Source organism: Streptomyces sp. NPDC058579 (assembly GCF_042718575.1).
GTDB lineage: Bacteria > Actinomycetota > Actinomycetes > Streptomycetales > Streptomycetaceae > Streptomyces.
In genome coordinates, this window is record NZ_JBHXPI010000031.1 from 21,333 (window position 1) to 40,915 (window position 19,583).

Sequence of the window (19,583 nt, forward strand, 5' to 3'; positions counted from 1 at the left end):
GGGCGGTGGTGAGCCGCCCGCACCGGCCGCGGTGCGTTCCTACGGTGCCGTACGCCGTCAGGCGCCGACGCTGTCCTTCTCGGTCTCGCCGGCCTCGGCGGCCGGGCTCTCGCCCTTCGCGGCGGCCTCGACGGCCTCGCGCTCCGCCTGCCTCTTGGAGGCGATGAGGCTGGTGATCGTGGTGATGACCAGGACACCACCGATGACGGCGAGGGAGAACGGGATGGAGATCTCGGGAACATGGACCCCGGACTCGTGCAGTGCGTGCAGCACCAGCTTCACACCGATGAAGCCGAGGATCACCGACAGGCCGTAGCTGAGGTGGACCAGCTTCTTGAGCAGTCCGCCGATCAGGAAGTACAGCTGCCGCAGACCCATCAGGGCGAAGGCGTTGGCGGTGAAGACGATGTACGGGTCCTGGGTCAGGCCGAAGATCGCCGGGATCGAGTCGAGGGCGAAGAGGACGTCCGTCGTGCCGATGGCGAGCATGACGACCATCAGCGGGGTCAGCACCCGCTTGCCGTTGACCTTGATGAAGAGCTTCGTGCCGTGGTACTTGTCCGCGACGCCGAACTTCTTCTCGACCGACTTGAGGAGACGGTTCTCCTCCCAGTCGTCCTCGTCCTCTCCGGCGCGCGCCTCCTTGATGAGCTTCCACGCGGTGTAGATCAGGAACGCGCCGAAGATGTAGAAGACCCAGGAGAAGCTGGCGATGATCGTGGCGCCGGCGGCGATGAAGATCGCGCGCAGGACCAGGGCGATCAGTACGCCGACGAGCAGCACGCGCTGCTGGAGGTGCGAGGGCACCGAGAACTTCGCCATGATCAGGACGAAGACGAAGAGGTTGTCGACACTCAGCGACTTCTCGGTGATGAATCCGGCGAAGAACTCGCCGGACGCCTGACTGTTGCCGAAGACCGCCAGTCCGATGCCGAAGAGCGCGGCCAGCGCGATCCAGACGATCGTCCAGATTCCGGCTTCCTTGACCGACACGTCATGGGGCTTGCGCCCGATGAAGAAGTCGATCGCGATGAGGGCGCTCAGACCGAGAATGGTCAGCACCCAGAGAGTCGTCGAAACGTCCACTGCGCCTCCGGCGTCGTACGGCTACTTGATCAGCGTCGTCGCTGCCGGAGGTCTCTTCCACCCGGGCCGTACAGGACAGGCCGGGCCGACGCCCCGGGATCGACCCCCGGTCGGGGGTACGTCCGTATTGACGGGAACGCCGCGCTAGGGGAGTACTCCCCTCCGCGCCAAGAACACTACCCGAAGAACCAAGAAAAGGTAAAGGCAAGGGTAAAGGCGACCCAAAGGGCCAGGTCAACGGCGTTTCAGGTCAGCCTCCCTCGGCTCAGCCGCCCCACTGCCGACGGGACTCCGCGACCCGGGCGAGGACCTGGGACAGCACCCGGCTGCCGGACGGGAAGAGCGGCGGCTCGTACATCCATGCGTGGCCGACCCACGGATCGGCGAGATGGTCGTCCGGTACGGGGGTGATCCGCATCAGCGAGCGCCACAGCGGGTCGAGCACCGGGCCGTACGCGGAGGCGTCCTCGCGGTCCGCGACCATCATGAGGTGGACCCCGACCGCCGGGCCCTCGTCCGCGAGGTACCGGAGCCTGGTCACCGCCCGGTCGTCGAAACCGTGCGGGAAGTCATGGACGATCAGGAGCTGCTCGGCGGTGTCCAGGCCGGGCGGCAGCGCGTCGGGCGCGCCCGCCCGCAGCGCCATCTGCACCAGGTCCACCCGCTCGATGAGCCGGCCGAGGACGTCCTGCACCCCGGTGGCTCCGGCGGCCGGCGGGCCCGCGAGCACGCCCGCCTCGACCAGGGGCGCGAGCGCCGCGGCGGCCGTGCCCGCCGGGTCGATGACATGGACCGTGAACTCGCCGGGCGGGTACACCGCGAGCAGCCGGGCCGCGTGCGCGACGGCGGTGTCCATCGCGAGGCGGCGCAGCTCGGCCTCGTCCAGCAGGCCCGCCGCCTCGGAGTGCTCGCACCCCATGTCGACCCAGAGCCCGCGCTCCAGCGGGAGCCGGACGAGCATCGGGATGCGCAGCTCGGTCCGCTCGGGGAGGTGGAGGTCGCCCAGGCGGACGGCCATCGGGGCCTCCATGGGGACCCGGTAGGCGTGCCAGACGGGGTTGTCCCAGCGGGCGTAGGCGGGTGGCAGGGCCGGTTCGACGACATCGGACTCGGCGGTGAGCTGGTCCAGGTCCCGGTCCAGGACCTCCTGGGCGCGGGCGGTGAGCTCGTCGTGCCGGGCGCGGGCGGCGGCGCGGGCGGCGTCCCCGGCGCCGCCGATGCGGCTCCGGGGGTCGGAGAGCAGGCCGTCGAGCTCCTTGTCGAGCCGGGACTCGGCGAACTCGCAGGCGCTGCGGTACGCGGCGGTCGTACGGGCGAGGTCCTCGAACATGCCCCACACCTGGTTGTAGAGCCGCTCGTCCATGGACCAGCCGCTCGCGTCCCCCGCGACAGGGACGGGCGGGGCCTGCCGGGGCGGCTCGGGGGCCGCCTGGCGACGCCGGGGGTGGGCGTAGTCGATGGGGCCGCCGGCCGTGCTCGTGGGCACGGGGGTGGACGGCGGGGGCAGCGGGGTCGCCGGGGGCGGCTGGGTCACCGGGGACGTCTGGGTCACCGGCACGGTGGGCGTCGTCGGTTCGGCGGCGGTGGCCTGCGACTCGGGCGCCGTCGACGCCGACTGGCGTACGCGCTCGGCCTCGGGGACGCGCGGCGGCGGGGCGGAGACCGAGCGGGCCAGGCCCCGGGAGACGGCCTCCAGGATCGTGGCGGCCAGGTCGGCGGGGCGCTGGAGACCCTGGTCGCCGAGCATGGCGGCGAGACCGCCCTCGTACCCCTGGCCCATCGCGCGCACCTTCCAGGCGCCCTGACGGCGGTACAGCTCCAGGGCGACGACGGCGGATTCGCGGTCCAGGCCGGTGATCGTGTACGTGGCGATCTCGGCGCCGTCGAGGCCGGTGACGGCGACGAAGGGCGCCGCGGCCGCGCCGAAGCGGGTCGGTCCGCCGACGCCGACGGGCAGCGCGAGGAGGACCGACAGGCGGTGCGCGGTGGCCGGGACGGCGTCCAGGTCGACGGCGAGGCGGTGGTCGGCGGCGGCCTGCTGGGAGACCTCGACGCCGGGCAGCGAGGGCGAGCCGGGGTGGGCGATCCACTCGACGCCCGCGACCCGGCCTCCTTCGTCCGCGAGGGTGGCTCCGGCGACGACCGGATGACCGGCCGCGACCCGGATCTCCAGTCGGGTGTCGGGCAGCGGGTGGTTCTGTCCCCGGACCAGCTCGGCCGTCATCGTCTCTGTCCCCTCGGATCCGATGGTGATGCGGGACAGCTCCCGGTGGCCTGCTGCCTCCGGGAGCTGACGGTGTGTGGTGCGGTGCCGGACTACAGGTGCGGCAGGATCGCGGGCATGAGGTCCTGGAACGTCCGGCCGTTGGCCGGGTTGCCCAGCGCCGTCATCTGCCATCCCGAGCCCGCCCGGTGCACCTTCGCCATGATCTGCGCGGTGTACTGGCCGCCGCCGTCCAGGGTGAAGCGCGCGAGCTCCTCGCCGTTGGTCTCGTCGACGATCCGGCAGAAGGCGTTCTGCACCTCCTGGAAGGTCTGCCCGGTGAAGGAGTTCACCGTGAAGACGATCTGGTCGATGTGGACGGGGACGCGCTGGAGGTCGACCAGGATCGACTCGTCGTCGCCGCCCGAGCCCGCGCCGCCCACCAGGTTGTCGCCGGTGTGCCGGACCGAGCCGTCGTCGCTGACCAGGTGCCGGAAGAAGACCACGTCGACCGGCTGCTTGTCGGCGAAGAGCACCGCGGAGGCGTCCAGGTCGACCTCGCGCGTACGCGAACCGAACAGGCCGCGACGGGGCGCCGCCCGCCAGCCGAGTCCCATCCGTACGGACGTCAGGCTGCCGCCGCCCTGCTTCTCCAGGCTGATGGCCTGACCCTTGGTCATGTTGACCGTCACGCGCTGTCCCCTCTCTCGCGATCCCCGCCGCCGCCTCCGCTGTGCGCGCGGTTGTCCAGCACCCTACGCAGGGGCACTGACAGCGCAGCAGAGAGGGAGCGGTTTTGTGTCGGTCTTGCAACACACCGGGCACTCCGGACGGGCAGCCCGCCGCACCACCGACCACCTGCCGGTCACCCGCCGTCCACGGCCCGTCCGCCCGCTGTCCGCCCGTCGTGTCAGGCGAGTCCCGCCTCCTTCATCTGGCGCAACTCCTTCTTCAGCTCTCCCACTTCGTCCCGGAGCCGGGCGGCCACCTCGAACTGCAGCTCGGCCGCGGCGGCGCGCATCCGGTCGGTCATCTCCTCGATGATCGCGGCGAGTTCGGTCGCCGGGCGGTCGCCGAGCTCGACCGTGGAGCCCGCCTTGCCGCCCTTGGGCTTGCCCTTGGGGGCGTGCGCGGTGAGGGAGGGCACGGGGGCCTTGGCGCCCTTGCCGTCCTTCCCCTGGCGGTAGCCGGTGCCGAGGAGCTGCTCGGTGTCGACCTCCTCGCGGGCGATGGTGGCCACGATGTCGTTGATCTTCTTGCGGAGCGGCTGCGGGTCGATGCCGTTGGCCGTGTTGTACGCGACCTGCTTCTCGCGGCGGCGGTTGGTCTCGTCGATCGCCTTCTCCATGGCGGGCGTGACGGTGTCCGCGTACATGTGGACCTGTCCGGAGACGTTGCGCGCCGCGCGGCCGATGGTCTGGATCAGCGAGGTGCCGGAGCGCAGGAAGCCCTGCTTGTCGGCGTCGAGGATGGCGACGAGCGAGACCTCGGGCAGGTCGAGTCCCTCACGGAGCAGGTTGATGCCGACCAGGACGTCGTACTCGCCGGCCCGCAGCTCGCGCAGCAGCTCGATCCGGCGCAGGGTGTCGACGTCGCTGTGCAGATAGCGGACCTGGATGCCGAGCTCCAGGAAGTAGTCGGTGAGGTCCTCGGACATCTTCTTGGTCAGCGTGGTGACGAGGACCCGCTCGTCCTTCTCGGTGCGCAGCCGGATCTCGTGGACCAGGTCGTCGATCTGGCCCTCGGTGGGCTTGACGACGACCTCGGGGTCGACGAGGCCGGTGGGGCGGATGATCTGCTCGACGAAGCCGTCGCCGCGCGACAGCTCGTACGTGCCGGGGGTGGCCGAGAGGTAGACGGTCTGGCCGATCCGCTTCTGGAACTCCTCCCACTTCAGCGGGCGGTTGTCGAGCGCGGAGGGCAGCCGGAAGCCGTGGTCGACCAGGGTCCGCTTGCGGGAGGCGTCGCCCTCGTACATGGCGCCGATCTGCGGGACCGTGACGTGCGACTCGTCGATGACGAGGAGGAAGTCCTCGGGGAAGTAGTCGAGGAGCGTGTTGGGGGCGGAGCCGGGCTCGCGGTCGTCGAAGTGCATCGAGTAGTTCTCGATGCCGGAGCAGGAGCCGATCTGGCGCATCATCTCGATGTCGTACGTGGTGCGCATGCGCAGCCGCTGCGACTCGAGCATCTTGCCCTGCTTGTCCAGCTCGGCGAGGCGGGACTCCAGCTCGCGCTCGATGCCGTTGACCGCCTTCTCCATGCGCTCGGGGCCCGCCACGTAGTGGCTGGCGGGGAAGACGTACAGCTCGTGGTCCTCGCTGATGATCTCGCCGGTGAGCGGGTGGAGCGTGGAGAGCGCCTCGATCTCGTCGCCGAACATCTCGATGCGGACGGCGAGCTCCTCGTAGACGGGGAAGATCTCGATGGTGTCGCCGCGGACCCGGAAGGTGCCCCGGGTGAACGCCAGGTCGTTGCGCGTGTACTGGATGTCGACGAAGCGGCGCAGCAGCTGGTCCCGGTCGATCTCCTCGCCGACCTTGAGCGGGACCATCCGGTCCACGTACTCCTGGGGGGTGCCGAGACCGTAGATGCAGGAGACGGACGCGACCACGATGACGTCCCGGCGGGTCAGCAGCGAGTTCGTCGCGGAGTGGCGGAGCCGCTCGACCTCCTCGTTGATCGAGGAGTCCTTCTCGATGTAGGTGTCCGACTGCGGGACGTACGCCTCGGGCTGGTAGTAGTCGTAGTACGAGACGAAGTACTCGACCGCGTTGTTCGGCAGGAGCTCGCGGAACTCGTTGGCCAGCTGGGCGGCCAGCGTCTTGTTCGGCGCCATCACGAGCGTGGGGCGCTGCAGCTTCTCGATCATCCACGCGGTGGTCGCGGACTTTCCGGTGCCGGTCGCGCCGAGGAGGACGACGTCCTTCTCGCCCGCGCGGATGCGCCGTTCGAGCTCGGCGATCGCCGCGGGCTGGTCGCCGCTGGGCTGGTAGGGACTGACGACCTCGAAGGGCGCCACCGTACGTTCGATCTGGGAAACGGGCCGCATGGAACCACCGTACGACCCCCCACTGACAGTCGGGCCTCCCCCGGCTCACCGGGCGCTCGGAAACCCCGGTCTCACCACTCCTGGGAGCGGTGCGCGCCCCGGCCGGCGGTCCGGCCGGCGCTCCTGCGGCCCGCGCGTGTGCCGCGCGCTCCGCGTCCGGGGGGCTGCCGGGAGGACCAGTTCGCGGGCTCGCCGTAGGCGGGGGCACGGCGCTGGGCGGGCACGCCGGGGCGGTACGGGCCGTGGGTGGTGGGGCGCTGCCAGTCCGGGTCGCCCATCACGAGCAGCGGGTCGAACATGACGACCACGGCGGCCAGGAGCAGGAAGACCGCCGGGCCGATCAGCATCGGCAGGAGGAGCGAGGTGGCGGAGTCACCGCCGCCGGTGGCGCCGCCCATGCCGTGCACATGGACGTTGACGGCCGCCATGGCCGTGTAGTGCATGCCGCTTACGGCGAGGCCCATCACCATGCTTGCGCCGACGCTGGCCAGGAAGCCGCGGACCGAGACGGCCGCCCAGAGGGCGGTGGTGGCCGCGACGACGGCGATCACCACGGAGAGGGCGACGGTGGGGGTGTCGTAGTCGATGGTCCCCTGGAACCGCATTCCGGCCATGCCCAGGTAGTGCATGGTCGCGACGCCCAGACCGGTGATGGTGCCGCCGGTGACCAGGGTGAGCGCGGTGGCGCCGCGGTAGCCGACTATGAAGATGCCGATGCCGACCATCAGGATGGCGACGCCCAGGCTGGCGAAGGTGATCGGGCGGTCGTAGCTGATCGGCGCCCGGTCGACGGAGAAGCCGATCATCGCGATGAAGTGCATCGTCCAGATGCCGGTGCCTATCGAGGTCGCGCCGAGGGCGAGCCAGCCGGCCTTGAAGGTGTCGCGGTGCCGCAGGGATCTCGTGGTGCAGCGCAGGCCCAGGGCGCCGCCGAGGCACGCCATGAGAAAGGCGGCGACCGGTGTGACGAGGCCGTAACTGAAACCGTCGACCGTGCCCTGCATGAGCGTCTGCCCTCCACCCCGTGGTGTTACGTCTGGTGTCACGTCTGGTGTCACGTCGTCCGAAATCAGTCGGTACCGCTGAGTAGTCCTACCGGGGCGAGATTATGGCGCGCCGAGGACCGTACGACCACGAGGTCCGGGAATTGGCGACGGTGAGACCGAGACGAGACCGGGCCGTGACGACCGCGATGTCAGTGGCCGGCCGTACGGTGAGGTTCATGGACACCACGGTGGAATGGGCGGTCGTGCCGAGCGACATCGGCCCGCTGCTGCTCGCGGCGACCGATCGCGGCCTGGTGAGCGTGGTCTTCCACGCCGACCAGGCGGTACGGGAGGCGGCGGTCGGCCGGCTGGCGGGGCAGCTCGGCGCGGAGCCGGTGCAGAGCGCCTCGGGCCGGCTCGCCGAGCCGATACGGCAGCTCGCCGAGTACTTCGCGGGCGGGCGGCGCGCGTTCGACCTGCCGCTCGACTGGACGCTGACGACGGGCTTCAACCGCCAGGTGCTGCGCGAGCTTGCGGAGGGGGTGCGGTTCGGGGCGGTCGTCGGGTACGGAGACCTGGCGAAGCGGGTCGGGCAGCCGGGCGCCGCCCAGGCCGTCGGGGCGGCGATGGGCGCCAATCCGCTGCCGGTGGTCGTGCCGTGCCACCGGGTGGTGGAGAGAGACGGCGGGATCGGCGGCTTCGGAGGCGGCCTGGAGACCAAGCGGACGCTGCTCGCCCTGGAGGGCGTGCTGCCGCAGCCGCTCTTCTGAGGCACGGGGCGTTCTCAGGGGTGGGGGCGGCTGGCACACTCACGTCAGTGACCAACAGCCCCGATGCCCCTGACGCCGCCGGCTCTCCTGGCTCCTCCGGCCTCCCTGGCTCCCCCGGCTCGCCTGTCGACGCGCTTCCGACGAAGGCGTCCGGCCCGGTGGCCGACGCCGTGGCGGGCGCATCGGCCGGCCCATTGGCCGGCGCGTCTGACGCGGCCGCCGCCGGCCGAATAGCCGCGCTGCGGCGGCGCATACAGGCCGTGCTGATCGCCGGGCAGATACTCGGCGGGCTCGGCATAGCCACCGGTATCGCCCTCGCCGCCGTCCTGGCCAAGGAGGTGAGCGGCTCGGAGGCCCTGTCGGGCCTCGCCTCGACCGCCTCGGTGGCCGGACCCGCGCTGCTCGCCATGCCGCTGGCCGCCCTCATGGGCGCGCGCGGGCGGCGGCCCGGGCTCGTCCTGGCTTATCTGATCGGGGCGCTCGGCGCCGGAGTCGTCGTCCTCGGGGCCGTCGCCGACAGCTTCCCGCTGCTCCTCGCCGGTCTGGTCGGGTTCGGCGCCGCGTCCTCGGCGAACCTCGCGGCCCGGTTCGCCGCCGCCGACCTGGCCGAACCGGACCGCCGCGCCCGATCCATCTCCACCGTCGTCTGGGCCACGACCATCGGCGCGGTCCTCGGACCCAACATCGCCGCGCCCGCCGGTGAGAGCGTGGCCGGCCTCGGCATCCCGGCGGCGGCCGGACCCTTCGTCTGGGCGGCCGGCGTCTTCCTCGTCGCCGCGCTCGTGGTGGCGCTTCTGCTGCGCCCCGACCCGCTCCTGACGGCCCGCGCCCTGGCGGCCCCCGAGGAGGGCCAGGAGGCCGACGCACGCTCGCTGCGGGCGGGGATCCGGGCCGTACGGGAGTCCTCCGGCGCCCGCCTCGCGCTGGTGACCGTGGCCGCCTCGCACACCGCGATGGTCTCGATCATGTCGATGACCCCGGTGGCCCTGAGCCATCACGGCGCCGGGATCCAGTTGATCGGCCTCGTCATCAGCGGCCACATCGCCGGCATGTACGCCTTCTCGCCCGTCATGGGCTGGCTGTCGGACCGGCTCGGCCGGCTCTCCGTCATCGGGCTCGCGGTCGGCCTTCTCTCCGTGGCCGCGCTGCTCGCCGGCACGGCGGGGCCGAGCCACGGCCAGACCGCCGCGGGCCTCTTCGTCCTCGGCCTGGGCTGGTCGGCGGGCCTGGTGTCGGGCTCGGCCCTGCTCACGGACTCCGTGCCCCAGGCCGCCCGGGCGGCGGCGCAGGGTCTGTCGGATTTCATGATGAACACCGCCGCGGGAGTCGGCGGTCTGATGGCGGGGCTGATCGTGGCCGAGGCGGGCTACGGCTGGCTGAACCTGGTGGGCGCGTGCCTGCTGCTGCCGATGGCGGCGCTGGCGGTACGCGGGGTCCTGCGCCGGACGGCCTGACGGCCCCGCGCGAACATCGGATATTGGATCTTGGATATCGGATCCAAAGATCTGGAAATATTGGATCCGATATCCAAGATCCAATATCCGATGTCGCCCCGAGGCCGGAGCCCTCAGAGGCTGATGTGGTACGCCTTGCGCAGCGTCTCGTGCACCGTCCAGGTGGTCCGGTCGCCCTCCCGCAGCACGCACGCGTCGCCCGGGCCGATCTCGAGCGTGGCACCGCCCTCGACGGCGACGGTGGCGCGCCCGCTGACGACGACGAAGAGCTCGTTGGCCTCTGTGTCGGTCACCACGCCGGGGGTGATCTGCCAGATGCCGCGCACCTGCTTGCCGTCGGCGGACTCCCAGAGGACCTTGCCGGTCACCTCGGGCGTGCCGGAGACGATCTGGGCGGGGTCGAGCGGCTCGGGCTCCAGCTCCGCGTCGGGGATGTGGACGGCGAAGGAGGCCTGGTCATGTGTCGTCATGGCGGGTGACTGTAGCGGGGCCTCCGGGCCGCCCCACGCCCGGGACGGGGTGGAGGAATCGACTCCACTTCCCGCCTGACCAGGAGACTTCACCGGACCGCTCGCCGGCGACGGAATCCGAAGCACGGCCTCGGACCGGCACCCGAACGGCCGCCCGCCCTTCCGCCCGGCCACCGCGGCAGCCCGGCCACTGATTTCGTACACAGTGTCGTACGCGCCCAGTTGGCCTAACTCGGGTCGAAGTCGAGCGGTCCGGCGTCGTATAGGTGACAGATGGACACCTCGGCCCCTTCGGGGGCGGAATGGCTCATACGCGTACGCCGACGAGGGCGGCATCGCGGCGCCGCACGGCCGAAAACCGGGGGTGGCGGGGCAGGTTACGGACCGATGTCCCCGCTGGTCACGGATGGCGCCTTTGGTGCGCCCAATGTTGGTCGGACGGAATCCACCGAGCCCCCTGTCCAGCTTGGCGTGCGCGCGTCAAGCTCCCTCGTGACCTCCTCCCCCACCTCCGACAGGAGAGTGTGATGCCCGCGATATCCATCGCTCCCCGCACCATCCCCCGCACCGCCCGCCGCACCGCGGCCCTCACCGCCGCCGCGCTCCTCGCGGCCGTCTCGGCCGTCACGGCCGCCCCCTCGGCCCAGGCCGCCACCGGACCCGGCGCCTCCGAGCAGCTGGCCCCCGGCGCCTCCTACAAGGCCGCGCACGACACCCTCGGCCCGCAGCGGCTCACCGCGGCCCAGCTGAGACTGAGCGCCGCCAAGGAGGCCGAGGCGAGCAGAGGCTTCGACGGCGTCCGCACCCGGGCCGCGCTCGTCGGCTACAAGGTCTCCGGCGGACTCCACCAGTCGCAGAAGACCTCGTACTGGTGCGGACCCGCCACCCTGGTGATCACCCAGTCCGCGCGCGACGGGGTCGCCGGCCGCTCGCAGCAGGACGCGGCGAACCTGCTCAGGACCAGCACCAGCGGCACGGCCTGGTACGGAATCAACATCAACGTGCCCAACCCGACCGGCTATCCGATGGCCGACGCCCTGAACAGCCGTCTGCCCGGCGCCGGTTACGTGCCCCGGGCGCTGCCGTACACCCCGAGCGCCACCGACAAGGCGAACTTCAAGCAGCACATCACGCACAACACCGACAACGACTACGCGATCGCGGGCAACGCCTGGGAGGTGCCGGGCGGCCCGCACCTCGTCGGTCACCCGAACGTGGAGATATTCCACTGGGTCTCGATCGACGGCTACAACACCGCCAACGCCGCCGGACAGGTCAACTACCTCGACCCGGTGGGCGGGGTGAGCACGAGCGTGATCTCGTGGGCGGGCTCCGTCCCCAAGTCGGCGCGCATCTCGTCCGACACCATCACCACCATCATGGGCGGCCGTGGCTACGTCTGGTAAGACACCCCTGCCGTCCTCCCCCGCCGGGGCCCGCGCCCTCGCGCTGCTGCTGACGGGCGTCCTGTTCGCGGGATGCTCGTCGGCGCGGTCGGGCCCCGAGCCGGTGCCGCCGGACCGGTCCACCGCACCGGTCCCCCGGCCGAGCGCCCTGGCGGCCGCGTGCGAGGTCGGGCTCCCCACCGCCTGGCGCTCCGCGCTCGACGCGGGCGAGCTGCGGACCCCGGCCGGGCAGCGGGCGGTGCTCACCGACACCGGACCGGGCTGGACGGTCGTCCAGCTCACCGGCGGCGACCGCCGCCGGGCGGCACTGATCCGCGCGGGCGGCACGCCCCGCACGCTGCTCGACCTCGCCGACCCCGTCGAGCACCAAGTGCTCGCGGCCGACTTCGACGGCCGCAGATGGGCCGCCTTCGCCGTCCTGGAAGGACGGACCCTGGACAGCCCGTGGAGCCTGTACGTGTGGGACGCCGAGACGGGCGCGTCCCGGCGGCTCGCCCGGGCCGACCGGCCGGGCCCGCTCCCCCAGCCGGTCGTCCGCGACGGCACGGTCCACTGGGCGCAGGGCGTCGGCGACGGCAGGGCCACGGTGTACGCGGCCCCGGCGGCCGGCGGCGCCCCCAGGGCCCTGCGTACGGGCGTGATGGACACGCCGTTCGCCGCGGGCGGGCTGCTCGTGTGGCGCGAGTCGGCGGGCTCCAGCACCCGGCTCGCCGCCGTCTCCCTCGCGAACGGCCGGCCGGCCGCGCTGCCCGGCTCCCTGGCCGGGCTCCGTGACATCCGCGCGGCGGTCTCCGACGGCGGCACCTGGGCCTGGGTGGAGGGCGAGTCCGCGCCCCGGCTGATGGTGTGGCGTCCGGGGGACGCGCGGGCGACGGCGGTCGTGACCACCTCGCCGGCCGTCGACGGCATGGACCAGTTGCGGATCAGCGGCCGTCTGGTCACCTGGCGCACCCCCGAGACCTCGTACGCCCTGGACCTGAGCTCGGGCTCGTACGCGCGGATCACGCCCGCGTACGGCTACGCGCAGGCCAGGGGCGGCGCCTTGGCGGTCGCGTACAGCGTGGGCAACGCCAAGAACGCCGACGCCCGACCGGTGATCCAGGTGGTCGACGCGGGCCGGCTGCCCGGGCTGCCGCGCTGTGGCTGAAGCACGCCACCGAGGTTTGAGGGGCGTGTGGTCGGCCAGAAATGGGACATGTCCACACAGGTGTCCGAAGAGGTACGGGAGGCCCTTCGCGAGGGCCGGCCCGTCGTCGCGCTGGAGTCCACGATCATCGCCCACGGCCTGCCGCGCCCGCGCAATCTGACCGTGGCCCGGGAGCTGGAGGCCCTGGTGCGGAGCGGGGGCGCCGTGCCCGCGACGATCGCGGTGATCGACGGCGTCGCGCATGTCGGGCTCGACGAGGGCGGGTTGACGCGGATAGCGGAGGACCCGACGGTCCGGAAGCTGGGCCACCGCGACCTCGCGCCCGCGCTCGCGACCGGGGCGACCGGCGCGACGACGGTCTCCGCGACCGCGTGGCTGGCGGACGCGGCCGGCATCCGGGTCTTCGCGACCGGCGGGCTCGGCGGGGTGCACCGGGAGTGGACCGAGACGCAGGACGAGTCGGCCGATCTGCGGCTGCTCTCCCGGGTCGGGATCACGGTGGTGTGCGCGGGCGTGAAGTCGATCCTCGACGTCCCGGCGACCCTGCAACGCCTGGAGACCCTGGGCGTGACGGTGGTCGGGTACGGGACGGAGCACTTCCCCGGGTTCTACCTGGCCTCCTCCGGGGAGCCGGTCGACTGGACGCTCCGGACCCCCCAGGAGGTGGCGGGGGTGATACGGGCGAAGGACGGGCTCGGCGAGCCGTACGCGGCGCTGGTCGTCGCCAACCCGGTCCCGGTGGCCGAGCAGTTGGATCCGGCCCTGCACGACCGGGTCCTCGCCCAGGGCCTCGCGGCGGCGAAGGAGAAGGGGATCGGCGGCCAGGCCGTCACCCCGTTCCTGCTGGAGTATCTGATGGTGCACACGGACGGGGCGTCCCTGGAGGCGAACCTGGCGGCGGTGCGCGGCAATGTGCGGCTCGGGGCGCGGATCGCCGCCGCGTACGCCGGCGTCGGCGCATGAGCGGTCTCCTGGTCGTCGGCGACGTGGTCACCGACATCGTGGCCCGGCACCGGACGCCGCTCGCTCCGGCGACCGACACGGCCGCCGAGATCCGCCGGCTGCCGGGCGGAGCCGGGGCCAACGTAGCCTGCTGGGCGGCGCGTTCGGGCTGCGCGTCGGTGGCGCTGCTCGGCCGGGTCGGCGCGGACGAGGCCGTGTGGCACGACGCGGCGCTCCGCCGGGCGGGCGTGCGACCGCTGCTCGTCGCGGACGGCGAGGTCGGTACGGCGACGGTGATATCCCTGGTCGACGCGGGCGCCGAGCGCACGTTCCTGACCGACAGCGGCGCGGCGCTGCGCATCTCCCCCGCCGACTGGTCCGACGCGTTCCTCGACGGGGCGGCGCGCCTCCATCTGTCGGGGTACCTCTTCTTCGCCGACTCGAGCCGTGCCGCCGCGCTGCGGGCGATGCGCGGTGCGCGGCAGGCGGGGATCCCGGTGAGCGTGGACCCGGCGTCCGCGGGGTTCCTGAAGCAGCTGGGCGTGGAGAGGTTCCTCGCGGCCGCGCGAGGGGTGGAGGCGCTGTTCCCGAACGCCGACGAGGCACTGCTGCTCACGGGATGCGCCGATCCAGCCGAGGCGGCGAAGACCTTGAGCCGTACGTTCCCGCTGGTCGCGGTCACCCTCGGCGCCGGGGGCGCGCTGGTCGCCGAGGCGGACGCGGTGACGGGGCGCGTTCCGGCCCCGGACGTACGGCCGGTGGACTCCACGGGCGCGGGCGACGCCTTCACCGGGGCGTTCCTCGCGGCCCTGCTGGCGGGCGCGGACGCCCTGGAGGCGGCCGAGGCGGGCTGCCGGGCGGGCGCGGTGGCCGTGACGGTGGTGGGCGGGCGCCCGCCGGCGACGCGCCCTTAGGGCCCGTCGCCGGGCAGGCCGGTCCAGGCGGGGTGGCGCGGGTCGTCGGCGCGGACGACCACGTCGGCGGCGTCGGACGGGCCGACCTCCTTCTCGTACCGTTCGAAGGCGGGCAGGGTCCAGGGCTCCTCGGTGCGGCGCGCGAGGGCTCCGGGCGAGAGCCGCAGATGCGCGGTCGTGTCGAAGGGGAACCAGTGCCCGAGGAGGAACGGCCCGTGCACCACGAGGACTCCGCCCGGCGGCAGTTCCGTGTAGGGGCTGCGGGTGGCGCGGTCGGTGACGGGGTCCCACAGGTCGGGCAGGACGCGCCCGCTGCCGCCCGCCTCCAGCGGCCCGAACACCTCGCGCCAGAGCGCTCCGGTGTCGAACCAGCCGCTGTAGTACGAGTCGGGGTCCTGCTTCCCGTACTCGTAGCGGAGCGACGCGGGCCGCAGGAACCCTCCCGTGCCGACGACGAGCACGGACCGGCCACGCACCCGCAACGCCTCGGCGATCCGCTCGGCGGTCTCCCGGGTCGGGGCCGCGGGCGCCCCGTCGATGCCGACCTTCAGCCAGGCACTCCCGTCACCGGGCATCGCGCCGTCGATGTGCGCGGCGAGCGCCTCGGAGAGGCGCTCCCAGGTGATCGCTTCGAATCGCACGGGCTTGACCTTGTCATGGGCGTCAGGGTTCGAGCATCGAGTCTATGAATCGCGGCGCGGACCGCTGCCCGGGACCGGCCGGCCGCCGCGTCGGCCGCACACCGCTAGGTGAGGCGGAGCGCGCAGTCCGGCGCTTCCGCCTCGATCGCGAGCGGCGCGCCCTGGGGCAGCAGGCAGGTCATGTAGAGCACGACGGGCTCGGTGCCGAAGTTGTGTCCGATGTGCCGGTTCCTGCGGCCCGCGAGTTCGACGAACGCCTCGCCCGCGGACACGGTCTCGACGGAGCAGTCGTGCAGGAAGCGGGTCAGCGTGCCCGACTGGACGACGGCGATGATCTGGCCGGGGTGGTGGTGCCAGCCGGTGGAGTCGCCGGGGGCGAGCGTGACGGTCCGGAAGACGACGTCCGTCCGGCCCTTGGGCGGCTTGATCCGGAGCGTTCCGGCGGAGGTTCCCTTCGCGAGCGTGCCGCGGGCCTCCTCCCGCGTGCCCGCCCGCTCGACCACCAGGGTCTCACCGGCCGGTGTCCCCCGGTCGGTGCGGACGTCGATCACCATGGAGCAGCCCCTCCCGCTTCCCCGCGGCCCTCGTCTCCAGGCCGCCAAACAGCCCTACGCTACCCGTAAGGGTGATGAGCCGGACGGGGATTGACGATCAGTCGATCGCCACCGACAGGAGCCGCTCCCGCAGTTCACCGGCCGAAACGCCGTCTCCGGTCACCTCGATCCGACCGTCCCGCACCGCCCGGGTGAGCGTCGTCTCCCCGCCCGCAAGGGCTCGGCAGGTCGCGGAGTCCGTCCGCAGCACGACGTCGGCGGGATCGACCGGCGGTCCGTCTCCATAGGCGGGCGGCCCGTCACCCCCGACCCGTACGTGGAACGTGCCCTCGCCCAGGGTCATTTGGACGACTCCCGTCACCGCGCCCTCCAGGGCGCCCATCAGCGGGACGGCGAACCAGTGGGCGCGTACCGCGTCGGTCGGCCGGGGCTCCTCCAGGGCGGGTGCGCCCCACTGCGCCAGGGCCCGCAGGACGGGGAGCAGTTCGCGTCCGCGGGCCGTGAGCTCGTACACGTACGCGGAGACGGGCGCGGGCAGGCGGCGGCGCGTGACGAGTTCGGCGCCCTCCATGTCCTTGAGGCGGCCGGCCAGCATGTCCGTACTGACTCCGGGGAGGTCGGCGTGCAGGTCCGTGTAGCGGCGCGGCCCGGCGAGGAGTTCACGGACGATCAACAGGGTCCAGCGGTCGCCCACGGCGTCGAGGGCACGGGCGGCGGCGCAGTACTGGTCATAGCTTCGACGACGTGGCATGCGACGCAGTCTAGACAAGTTGTTGGACTTTCCAAGCTTGAACTTGGTAAAACCAAGCAGCACCATTACGTCTGGGGAGGTCGTCGCATGGAGTTCCGGCAGTCGAGCAAGCTGAGCGAGGTCTGCTACGAGATCCGGGGCCCGGTCATCGAGCACGCCAACGCCCTGGAGGAGGCGGGCCACAGCGTCCTGCGCCTCAACACGGGAAACCCCGCGCTCTTCGGGTTCGAGGCGCCCGAGGAGATCGTCCAGGACATGATCCGGATGCTCCCGAAGGCCCACGGCTACACGGACTCCCGCGGCATCCTCTCCGCCCGGCGCGCGGTCGCGCAGCGCTACCAGGCGATGGGCCTGCCGGAGGTCGACGTCGACGACGTGTTCCTCGGCAACGGAGTCTCCGAGCTGGTCTCCATGGCCGTCCAGGCGCTCCTGGAGGACGGCGACGAGGTGCTGATCCCCGCCCCCGACTTCCCCCTGTGGACGGCGGTGACCACCCTCGCGGGCGGCAAGGCCGTGCACTACCTCTGCGACGAGTCGGCCGACTGGTACCCGGACCTGGACGACATGGCCGCGAAGATCACCGACCGCACCCGCGCCGTCGTCATCATCAACCCCAACAACCCCACGGGCGCGGTGTATCCGCGCGCGATCGTCGAGGGCATCCTCGACCTCGCCCGCCGCCACGGACTGATGGTCTTCGCCGACGAGATCTACGACCAGATCGTCTACGACGAGGCCGTGCACTACCCGGCCGCCTCCCTCGCCCCCGATCTCGTCGTCCTCACCTTCGGCGGGCTCTCCAAGACCTACCGGGTCGCGGGCTTCCGCTCCGGCTGGCTGGTCGTCAGCGGACCGCAGCAGCACGCGAAGAGCTATCTGGAGGGCCTGACCATGCTGGCCTCCATGCGACTGTGCCCGAACGCCCCCGCCCAGTACGCCATCCAGGCCGCGCTCGGCGGCCGGCAGTCGATCCACGAGCTCACCGCCCCGGGCGGCAGGCTCCACGAGCAGCGCGACAAGGCGTGGGAGAAGCTCAACGAGATCCCCGGCGTCTCCTGCGTGAAGCCCAAGGGCGCGCTCTACGCCTTCCCGCGGCTCGACCCGAAGGTGCACAGGATCCACGACGACGAGAAGTTCGTCCTCGACCTGCTGCTGCGCGAGAAGATCCAGGTGGTGCAGGGCACCGGCTTCAACTGGCCCCGCCCGGACCACTTCCGCATCCTGACCCTGCCGTACGCCGACGATCTCGACGCGGCGATCAGCCGCATCGGGCGCTTCCTCAGCGGCTACCGCCAGTAGACGGCGAAGACGGGGGAAATGGAGCGGGTCCGAGGGCGTAGCCTGCCCCCGGACCCTGGTCGATGCCGCTCACATCACACGCCGGCACACTTAAGAGCCCGGGTCAGTCGTCATTGCGTCGCGTCCTGCCGTTGGACCACGGCCGATCGAGCTCGGCCGACCAGATTCGAACTGGCATTTCGACGCACCAGGGCCCGGGCCCGGTCGATCCGGCGATGAGCGGCGCATACTGAATCTGGAGCAATAGTCTGAGTTTGAACGCGACCCTTCTCAGAAGGGCCGCGCATTCACGACAAGGCTCAGCTTCAGCTTTGCGCTCCTCGCGCACCCCGACCGTGTTCTGTGGCCGGGGAGTTCATGGGTTGTCCCGTGTCCCGCTACCCGAAGAGGTAGCCGAAGACGGCGTCGCCGACCCGCTGGTCGGTGACCTCGGCGCTGTTCGCCTCCTCACGGGCGTACTTGACCGCCTGCTGGAGCTTCTCCACCCGCTCCAGGAGTTCGTTCACGCGCCGGGCCGGCAGGGCGCCGGAGAACTTCACCGTGGTCCAGTAACCGACCGGCACGTCCTCGTAGTACACCTCGACCTGCGCCGGGTGCTTGTCGGTCGCCTCCGCCTTGACGTGGTTGCGCGGCACCTTCTTCGTCCGCACCGTACGGACGACCTCGGTCTTCCACGCGTCGGTCGACGGATCCTGCGTCCACGACTCGGCCGCGTCGAGGATGGGCAGCTTGCGGACGAAGGTGTGGATGTCCGTCAGCTGCTTCTCCAGGAACAGGAGGTAGGCGACGGGCACCTGGCCCACCAGCACACGTCCGTCGACGGTGATGTCGGCGCGCGCCTCGCAGTTGGACCAGTCCTTGGTGGCGGTCACATCGAAGAGCCGCGTCAACGCCCGCGCGGTGTCGCGCAGCACGTCCTCGGCCTTCACCTGCACCAGCGTGGACTCGGGCGGAAGCTGCTCGCCCTCCTCGTCCTTGGGCTGGTAGGTACGGGAGATACCGGCGAGCAACGCGGGCTTCTGCAGCCCGTGATGTGCCGCCGTCAGGTCCTGCTGCGCCCTGGACTTGACGCCCTTCTCCACTGCGATGATCTGATTGAGTTTCGTTGCCACGCGACAGACCCTAGAGGGTGATGGGGCGTGAAATCGAACGAATATCAAGCACCGAACATCTTCGCGGCGTCCGCGCCGGGGTGCGCTGAGGCTGAAGCCGAGACCGAGGCTGAGGAGGCCGCCGTGGACCTGGTCGCACCCGTCGTCGTCGAACCGCTCAAGCGCCGCCGCTGCTCGGAGTGTTCCCAGGGACCGCTGGAGCGGATGATCGTGGAGTTCAACGCTCCGGTCTGCCTGGACTGCGCCGACCTGGGCCATCTGGTGTTCCTGCGGCGCGGGAACACCGCGCTCACCCGGCGGGCCCGGGAGGGCAGCGCGCTGTGGGCGGTGGTCGTACGGCACAACAGGCGCCGTACCCGGTACGAACGTCAGGGCCTCCTCGTCGAGGAGGACGCGCTCGCCCGGGCCGAGGCGGCCTGTCTCGCGGACGCGGAGGCGCGGTCGCGGCGGCGGGCGCGGGACGCGGCCCGCCGTGCGGAGCGGGACGCGGCGGTCACGGTCGCCCTCGAGGCGGAGATCCTGCGGCTCTTCCCGCACTGTCCGGTGGACCGGGCGGCGGAGATCGCGGCTCACGCCTCCCACAAGGGCAGTGGCCGGGTGGGGCGTACGGCGGCGGGGCGCGCGCTCGACCGGGGTGCGGTCACGGCCGCGGTGCGGGCCGCCGTACGGCATGTCGACACCGAGTACGACACGCTGCTCATGCGCGGGGTTCCCCGGCACCAGGCCCGGACGAACGTCGCACCCGCCATCGAGGCGGTGCTCCGGGCCTGGCGGCCCGTGTGAGGCCGGGAGGTACCGC

18 protein-coding genes are annotated in these 19,583 nt (G+C 72.0%); 8 read left to right on the forward strand and 10 right to left on the reverse strand.

Translation table 11 applies throughout. From position 1 onward, the window contains the following. Nucleotides 1–57 precede the first annotated feature (57 nt). The 5 genes from ACFWRO_RS27145 to ACFWRO_RS27165 all read right to left on the reverse strand — a co-directional run bounded on the left by ACFWRO_RS27145 (nt 58) and on the right by ACFWRO_RS27165 (nt 7,342). The gene (locus tag ACFWRO_RS27145; RefSeq protein WP_384514144.1) at nt 58–1,086 is read right to left on the reverse strand and encodes a TerC family protein; all 1,029 of its coding nucleotides are present in this window, start codon (nt 1,084–1,086) and stop codon (nt 58–60) included. Nucleotides 1,087–1,351: 265 nt separating this feature from the next. Further along, complete coding sequence (locus tag ACFWRO_RS27150; RefSeq protein ID WP_384514145.1) at nt 1,352–3,310, reverse strand: TerD family protein; 1,959 nt, start codon at nt 3,308–3,310, stop codon at nt 1,352–1,354. Nucleotides 3,311–3,402: 92 nt separating this feature from the next. Next, nucleotides 3,403–3,981 (reverse strand): TerD family protein, encoded by a 579-nt coding sequence (locus ACFWRO_RS27155; RefSeq protein ID WP_384514147.1) that lies wholly within the window; start codon nt 3,979–3,981, stop codon nt 3,403–3,405. A gap of 218 nt (nt 3,982–4,199) precedes the next feature. Then, entirely contained in the window at nt 4,200–6,338 is a 2,139-nt protein-coding gene (gene uvrB / locus ACFWRO_RS27160; protein ID WP_384514149.1) for an excinuclease ABC subunit UvrB, read from the reverse strand. Nucleotides 6,339–6,409: 71 nt separating this feature from the next. After that, on the reverse strand, nt 6,410–7,342 hold the full coding sequence (locus tag ACFWRO_RS27165) for an MHYT domain-containing protein (protein ID WP_384514151.1): 933 nt from the start codon (nt 7,340–7,342) through the stop codon (nt 6,410–6,412). A gap of 218 nt (nt 7,343–7,560) precedes the next feature. On the opposite strand from ACFWRO_RS27165, the gene ACFWRO_RS27170 reads away from it, so the two are divergent. Together ACFWRO_RS27170 and ACFWRO_RS27175 are read left to right on the forward strand one after the other, a co-directional pair. Next, the gene (locus tag ACFWRO_RS27170) at nt 7,561–8,094 is read left to right on the forward strand and encodes a methylated-DNA--[protein]-cysteine S-methyltransferase (RefSeq protein ID WP_384514153.1); all 534 of its coding nucleotides are present in this window, start codon (nt 7,561–7,563) and stop codon (nt 8,092–8,094) included. Between the two features lie 194 nt (nt 8,095–8,288). Continuing rightward, on the forward strand, nt 8,289–9,548 hold the full coding sequence (locus tag ACFWRO_RS27175; protein WP_384514226.1) for an MFS transporter: 1,260 nt from the start codon (nt 8,289–8,291) through the stop codon (nt 9,546–9,548). Between the two features lie 113 nt (nt 9,549–9,661). On the opposite strand, the gene ACFWRO_RS27180 is transcribed toward ACFWRO_RS27175, so the two are convergent. Continuing rightward, nucleotides 9,662–10,018, reverse strand: coding sequence for a cupin domain-containing protein (locus tag ACFWRO_RS27180; RefSeq protein ID WP_384514155.1), 357 nt, complete (start codon nt 10,016–10,018; stop codon nt 9,662–9,664). Between the two features lie 527 nt (nt 10,019–10,545). On the opposite strand from ACFWRO_RS27180, the gene ACFWRO_RS27185 reads away from it, so the two are divergent. Genes ACFWRO_RS27185 through ACFWRO_RS27200 form a run of 4 tightly spaced genes read left to right on the forward strand, consistent with a single transcriptional unit; the run spans nt 10,546 to nt 14,427 of the window. Further along, nucleotides 10,546–11,424: a hypothetical protein gene (locus ACFWRO_RS27185; protein ID WP_384514156.1), complete on the forward strand. Its 879-nt coding sequence runs from the start codon at nt 10,546–10,548 to the stop codon at nt 11,422–11,424. After that, entirely contained in the window at nt 11,408–12,571 is a 1,164-nt protein-coding gene (locus tag ACFWRO_RS27190) for a hypothetical protein (RefSeq protein WP_384514158.1), read from the forward strand. Before ACFWRO_RS27185 ends, ACFWRO_RS27190 begins: the two co-directional genes overlap by 17 nt. A 48-nt stretch (nt 12,572–12,619) precedes the next feature. Next, nucleotides 12,620–13,534, forward strand: coding sequence for a pseudouridine-5'-phosphate glycosidase (locus tag ACFWRO_RS27195; protein ID WP_384514159.1), 915 nt, complete (start codon nt 12,620–12,622; stop codon nt 13,532–13,534). Continuing rightward, nucleotides 13,531–14,427: a carbohydrate kinase family protein gene (locus tag ACFWRO_RS27200; protein ID WP_384514161.1), complete on the forward strand. Its 897-nt coding sequence runs from the start codon at nt 13,531–13,533 to the stop codon at nt 14,425–14,427. The genes ACFWRO_RS27195 and ACFWRO_RS27200 overlap by 4 nt, the downstream gene beginning before the upstream one ends. On the opposite strand, the gene ACFWRO_RS27205 is transcribed toward ACFWRO_RS27200, so the two are convergent. The 3 genes from ACFWRO_RS27205 to ACFWRO_RS27215 form a co-directional block, all read right to left on the reverse strand. Beyond that, nucleotides 14,424–15,068: a uridine kinase gene (locus tag ACFWRO_RS27205; protein WP_384514162.1), complete on the reverse strand. Its 645-nt coding sequence runs from the start codon at nt 15,066–15,068 to the stop codon at nt 14,424–14,426. The genes ACFWRO_RS27200 and ACFWRO_RS27205 overlap by 4 nt on opposite strands. Before the next feature lie 104 nt (nt 15,069–15,172). Then, nucleotides 15,173–15,622: a cupin domain-containing protein gene (locus ACFWRO_RS27210; RefSeq protein WP_384514164.1), complete on the reverse strand. Its 450-nt coding sequence runs from the start codon at nt 15,620–15,622 to the stop codon at nt 15,173–15,175. 97 nt (nt 15,623–15,719) lie between these two features. Continuing rightward, the gene (locus tag ACFWRO_RS27215; RefSeq protein ID WP_384514166.1) at nt 15,720–16,373 is read right to left on the reverse strand and encodes a winged helix-turn-helix transcriptional regulator; all 654 of its coding nucleotides are present in this window, start codon (nt 16,371–16,373) and stop codon (nt 15,720–15,722) included. Between the two features lie 87 nt (nt 16,374–16,460). Here ACFWRO_RS27215 and ACFWRO_RS27220 point away from each other — a divergent pair, with 87 nt between their 5' ends. Then, nucleotides 16,461–17,672 (forward strand): pyridoxal phosphate-dependent aminotransferase, encoded by a 1,212-nt coding sequence (locus ACFWRO_RS27220; protein WP_384514168.1) that lies wholly within the window; start codon nt 16,461–16,463, stop codon nt 17,670–17,672. 377 nt (nt 17,673–18,049) lie between these two features. Here ACFWRO_RS27220 and ACFWRO_RS27225 read toward each other — a convergent pair whose 3' ends face one another. After that, nucleotides 18,050–18,784: a hypothetical protein gene (locus ACFWRO_RS27225; protein WP_384514170.1), complete on the reverse strand. Its 735-nt coding sequence runs from the start codon at nt 18,782–18,784 to the stop codon at nt 18,050–18,052. 123 nt (nt 18,785–18,907) lie between these two features. Between ACFWRO_RS27225 and ACFWRO_RS27230 the strand changes: the two genes are divergently transcribed. Further along, nucleotides 18,908–19,567 (forward strand): DUF2293 domain-containing protein, encoded by a 660-nt coding sequence (locus tag ACFWRO_RS27230; protein WP_384514172.1) that lies wholly within the window; start codon nt 18,908–18,910, stop codon nt 19,565–19,567. Nucleotides 19,568–19,583: the final 16 nt, after the last annotated feature.

Excerpts from the sequence above, each read along its gene's own strand:
- ACFWRO_RS27150 (WP_384514145.1), bottom strand. The coding sequence starts at position 3,310 with ATGACGGCCGAGCTGGTCCGGGGACAGAACCACCCGCTGCCCGACACC.
- uvrB (WP_384514149.1), bottom strand. The coding sequence starts at position 6,338 with ATGCGGCCCGTTTCCCAGATCGAACGTACGGTGGCGCCCTTCGAGGTC.
- ACFWRO_RS27165 (WP_384514151.1), bottom strand. The coding sequence starts at position 7,342 with ATGCAGGGCACGGTCGACGGTTTCAGTTACGGCCTCGTCACACCGGTC.
- ACFWRO_RS27170 (WP_384514153.1), top strand. The coding sequence starts at position 7,561 with ATGGACACCACGGTGGAATGGGCGGTCGTGCCGAGCGACATCGGCCCG.
- ACFWRO_RS27180 (WP_384514155.1), bottom strand. The coding sequence starts at position 10,018 with ATGACGACACATGACCAGGCCTCCTTCGCCGTCCACATCCCCGACGCG.
- ACFWRO_RS27185 (WP_384514156.1), top strand. The coding sequence starts at position 10,546 with ATGCCCGCGATATCCATCGCTCCCCGCACCATCCCCCGCACCGCCCGC.
- ACFWRO_RS27195 (WP_384514159.1), top strand. The coding sequence starts at position 12,620 with ATGTCCACACAGGTGTCCGAAGAGGTACGGGAGGCCCTTCGCGAGGGC.
- ACFWRO_RS27200 (WP_384514161.1), top strand. The coding sequence starts at position 13,531 with ATGAGCGGTCTCCTGGTCGTCGGCGACGTGGTCACCGACATCGTGGCC.
- ACFWRO_RS27210 (WP_384514164.1), bottom strand. The coding sequence starts at position 15,622 with ATGGTGATCGACGTCCGCACCGACCGGGGGACACCGGCCGGTGAGACC.
- ACFWRO_RS27215 (WP_384514166.1), bottom strand. The coding sequence starts at position 16,373 with ATGCCACGTCGTCGAAGCTATGACCAGTACTGCGCCGCCGCCCGTGCC.
- ACFWRO_RS27220 (WP_384514168.1), top strand. The coding sequence starts at position 16,461 with ATGGAGTTCCGGCAGTCGAGCAAGCTGAGCGAGGTCTGCTACGAGATC.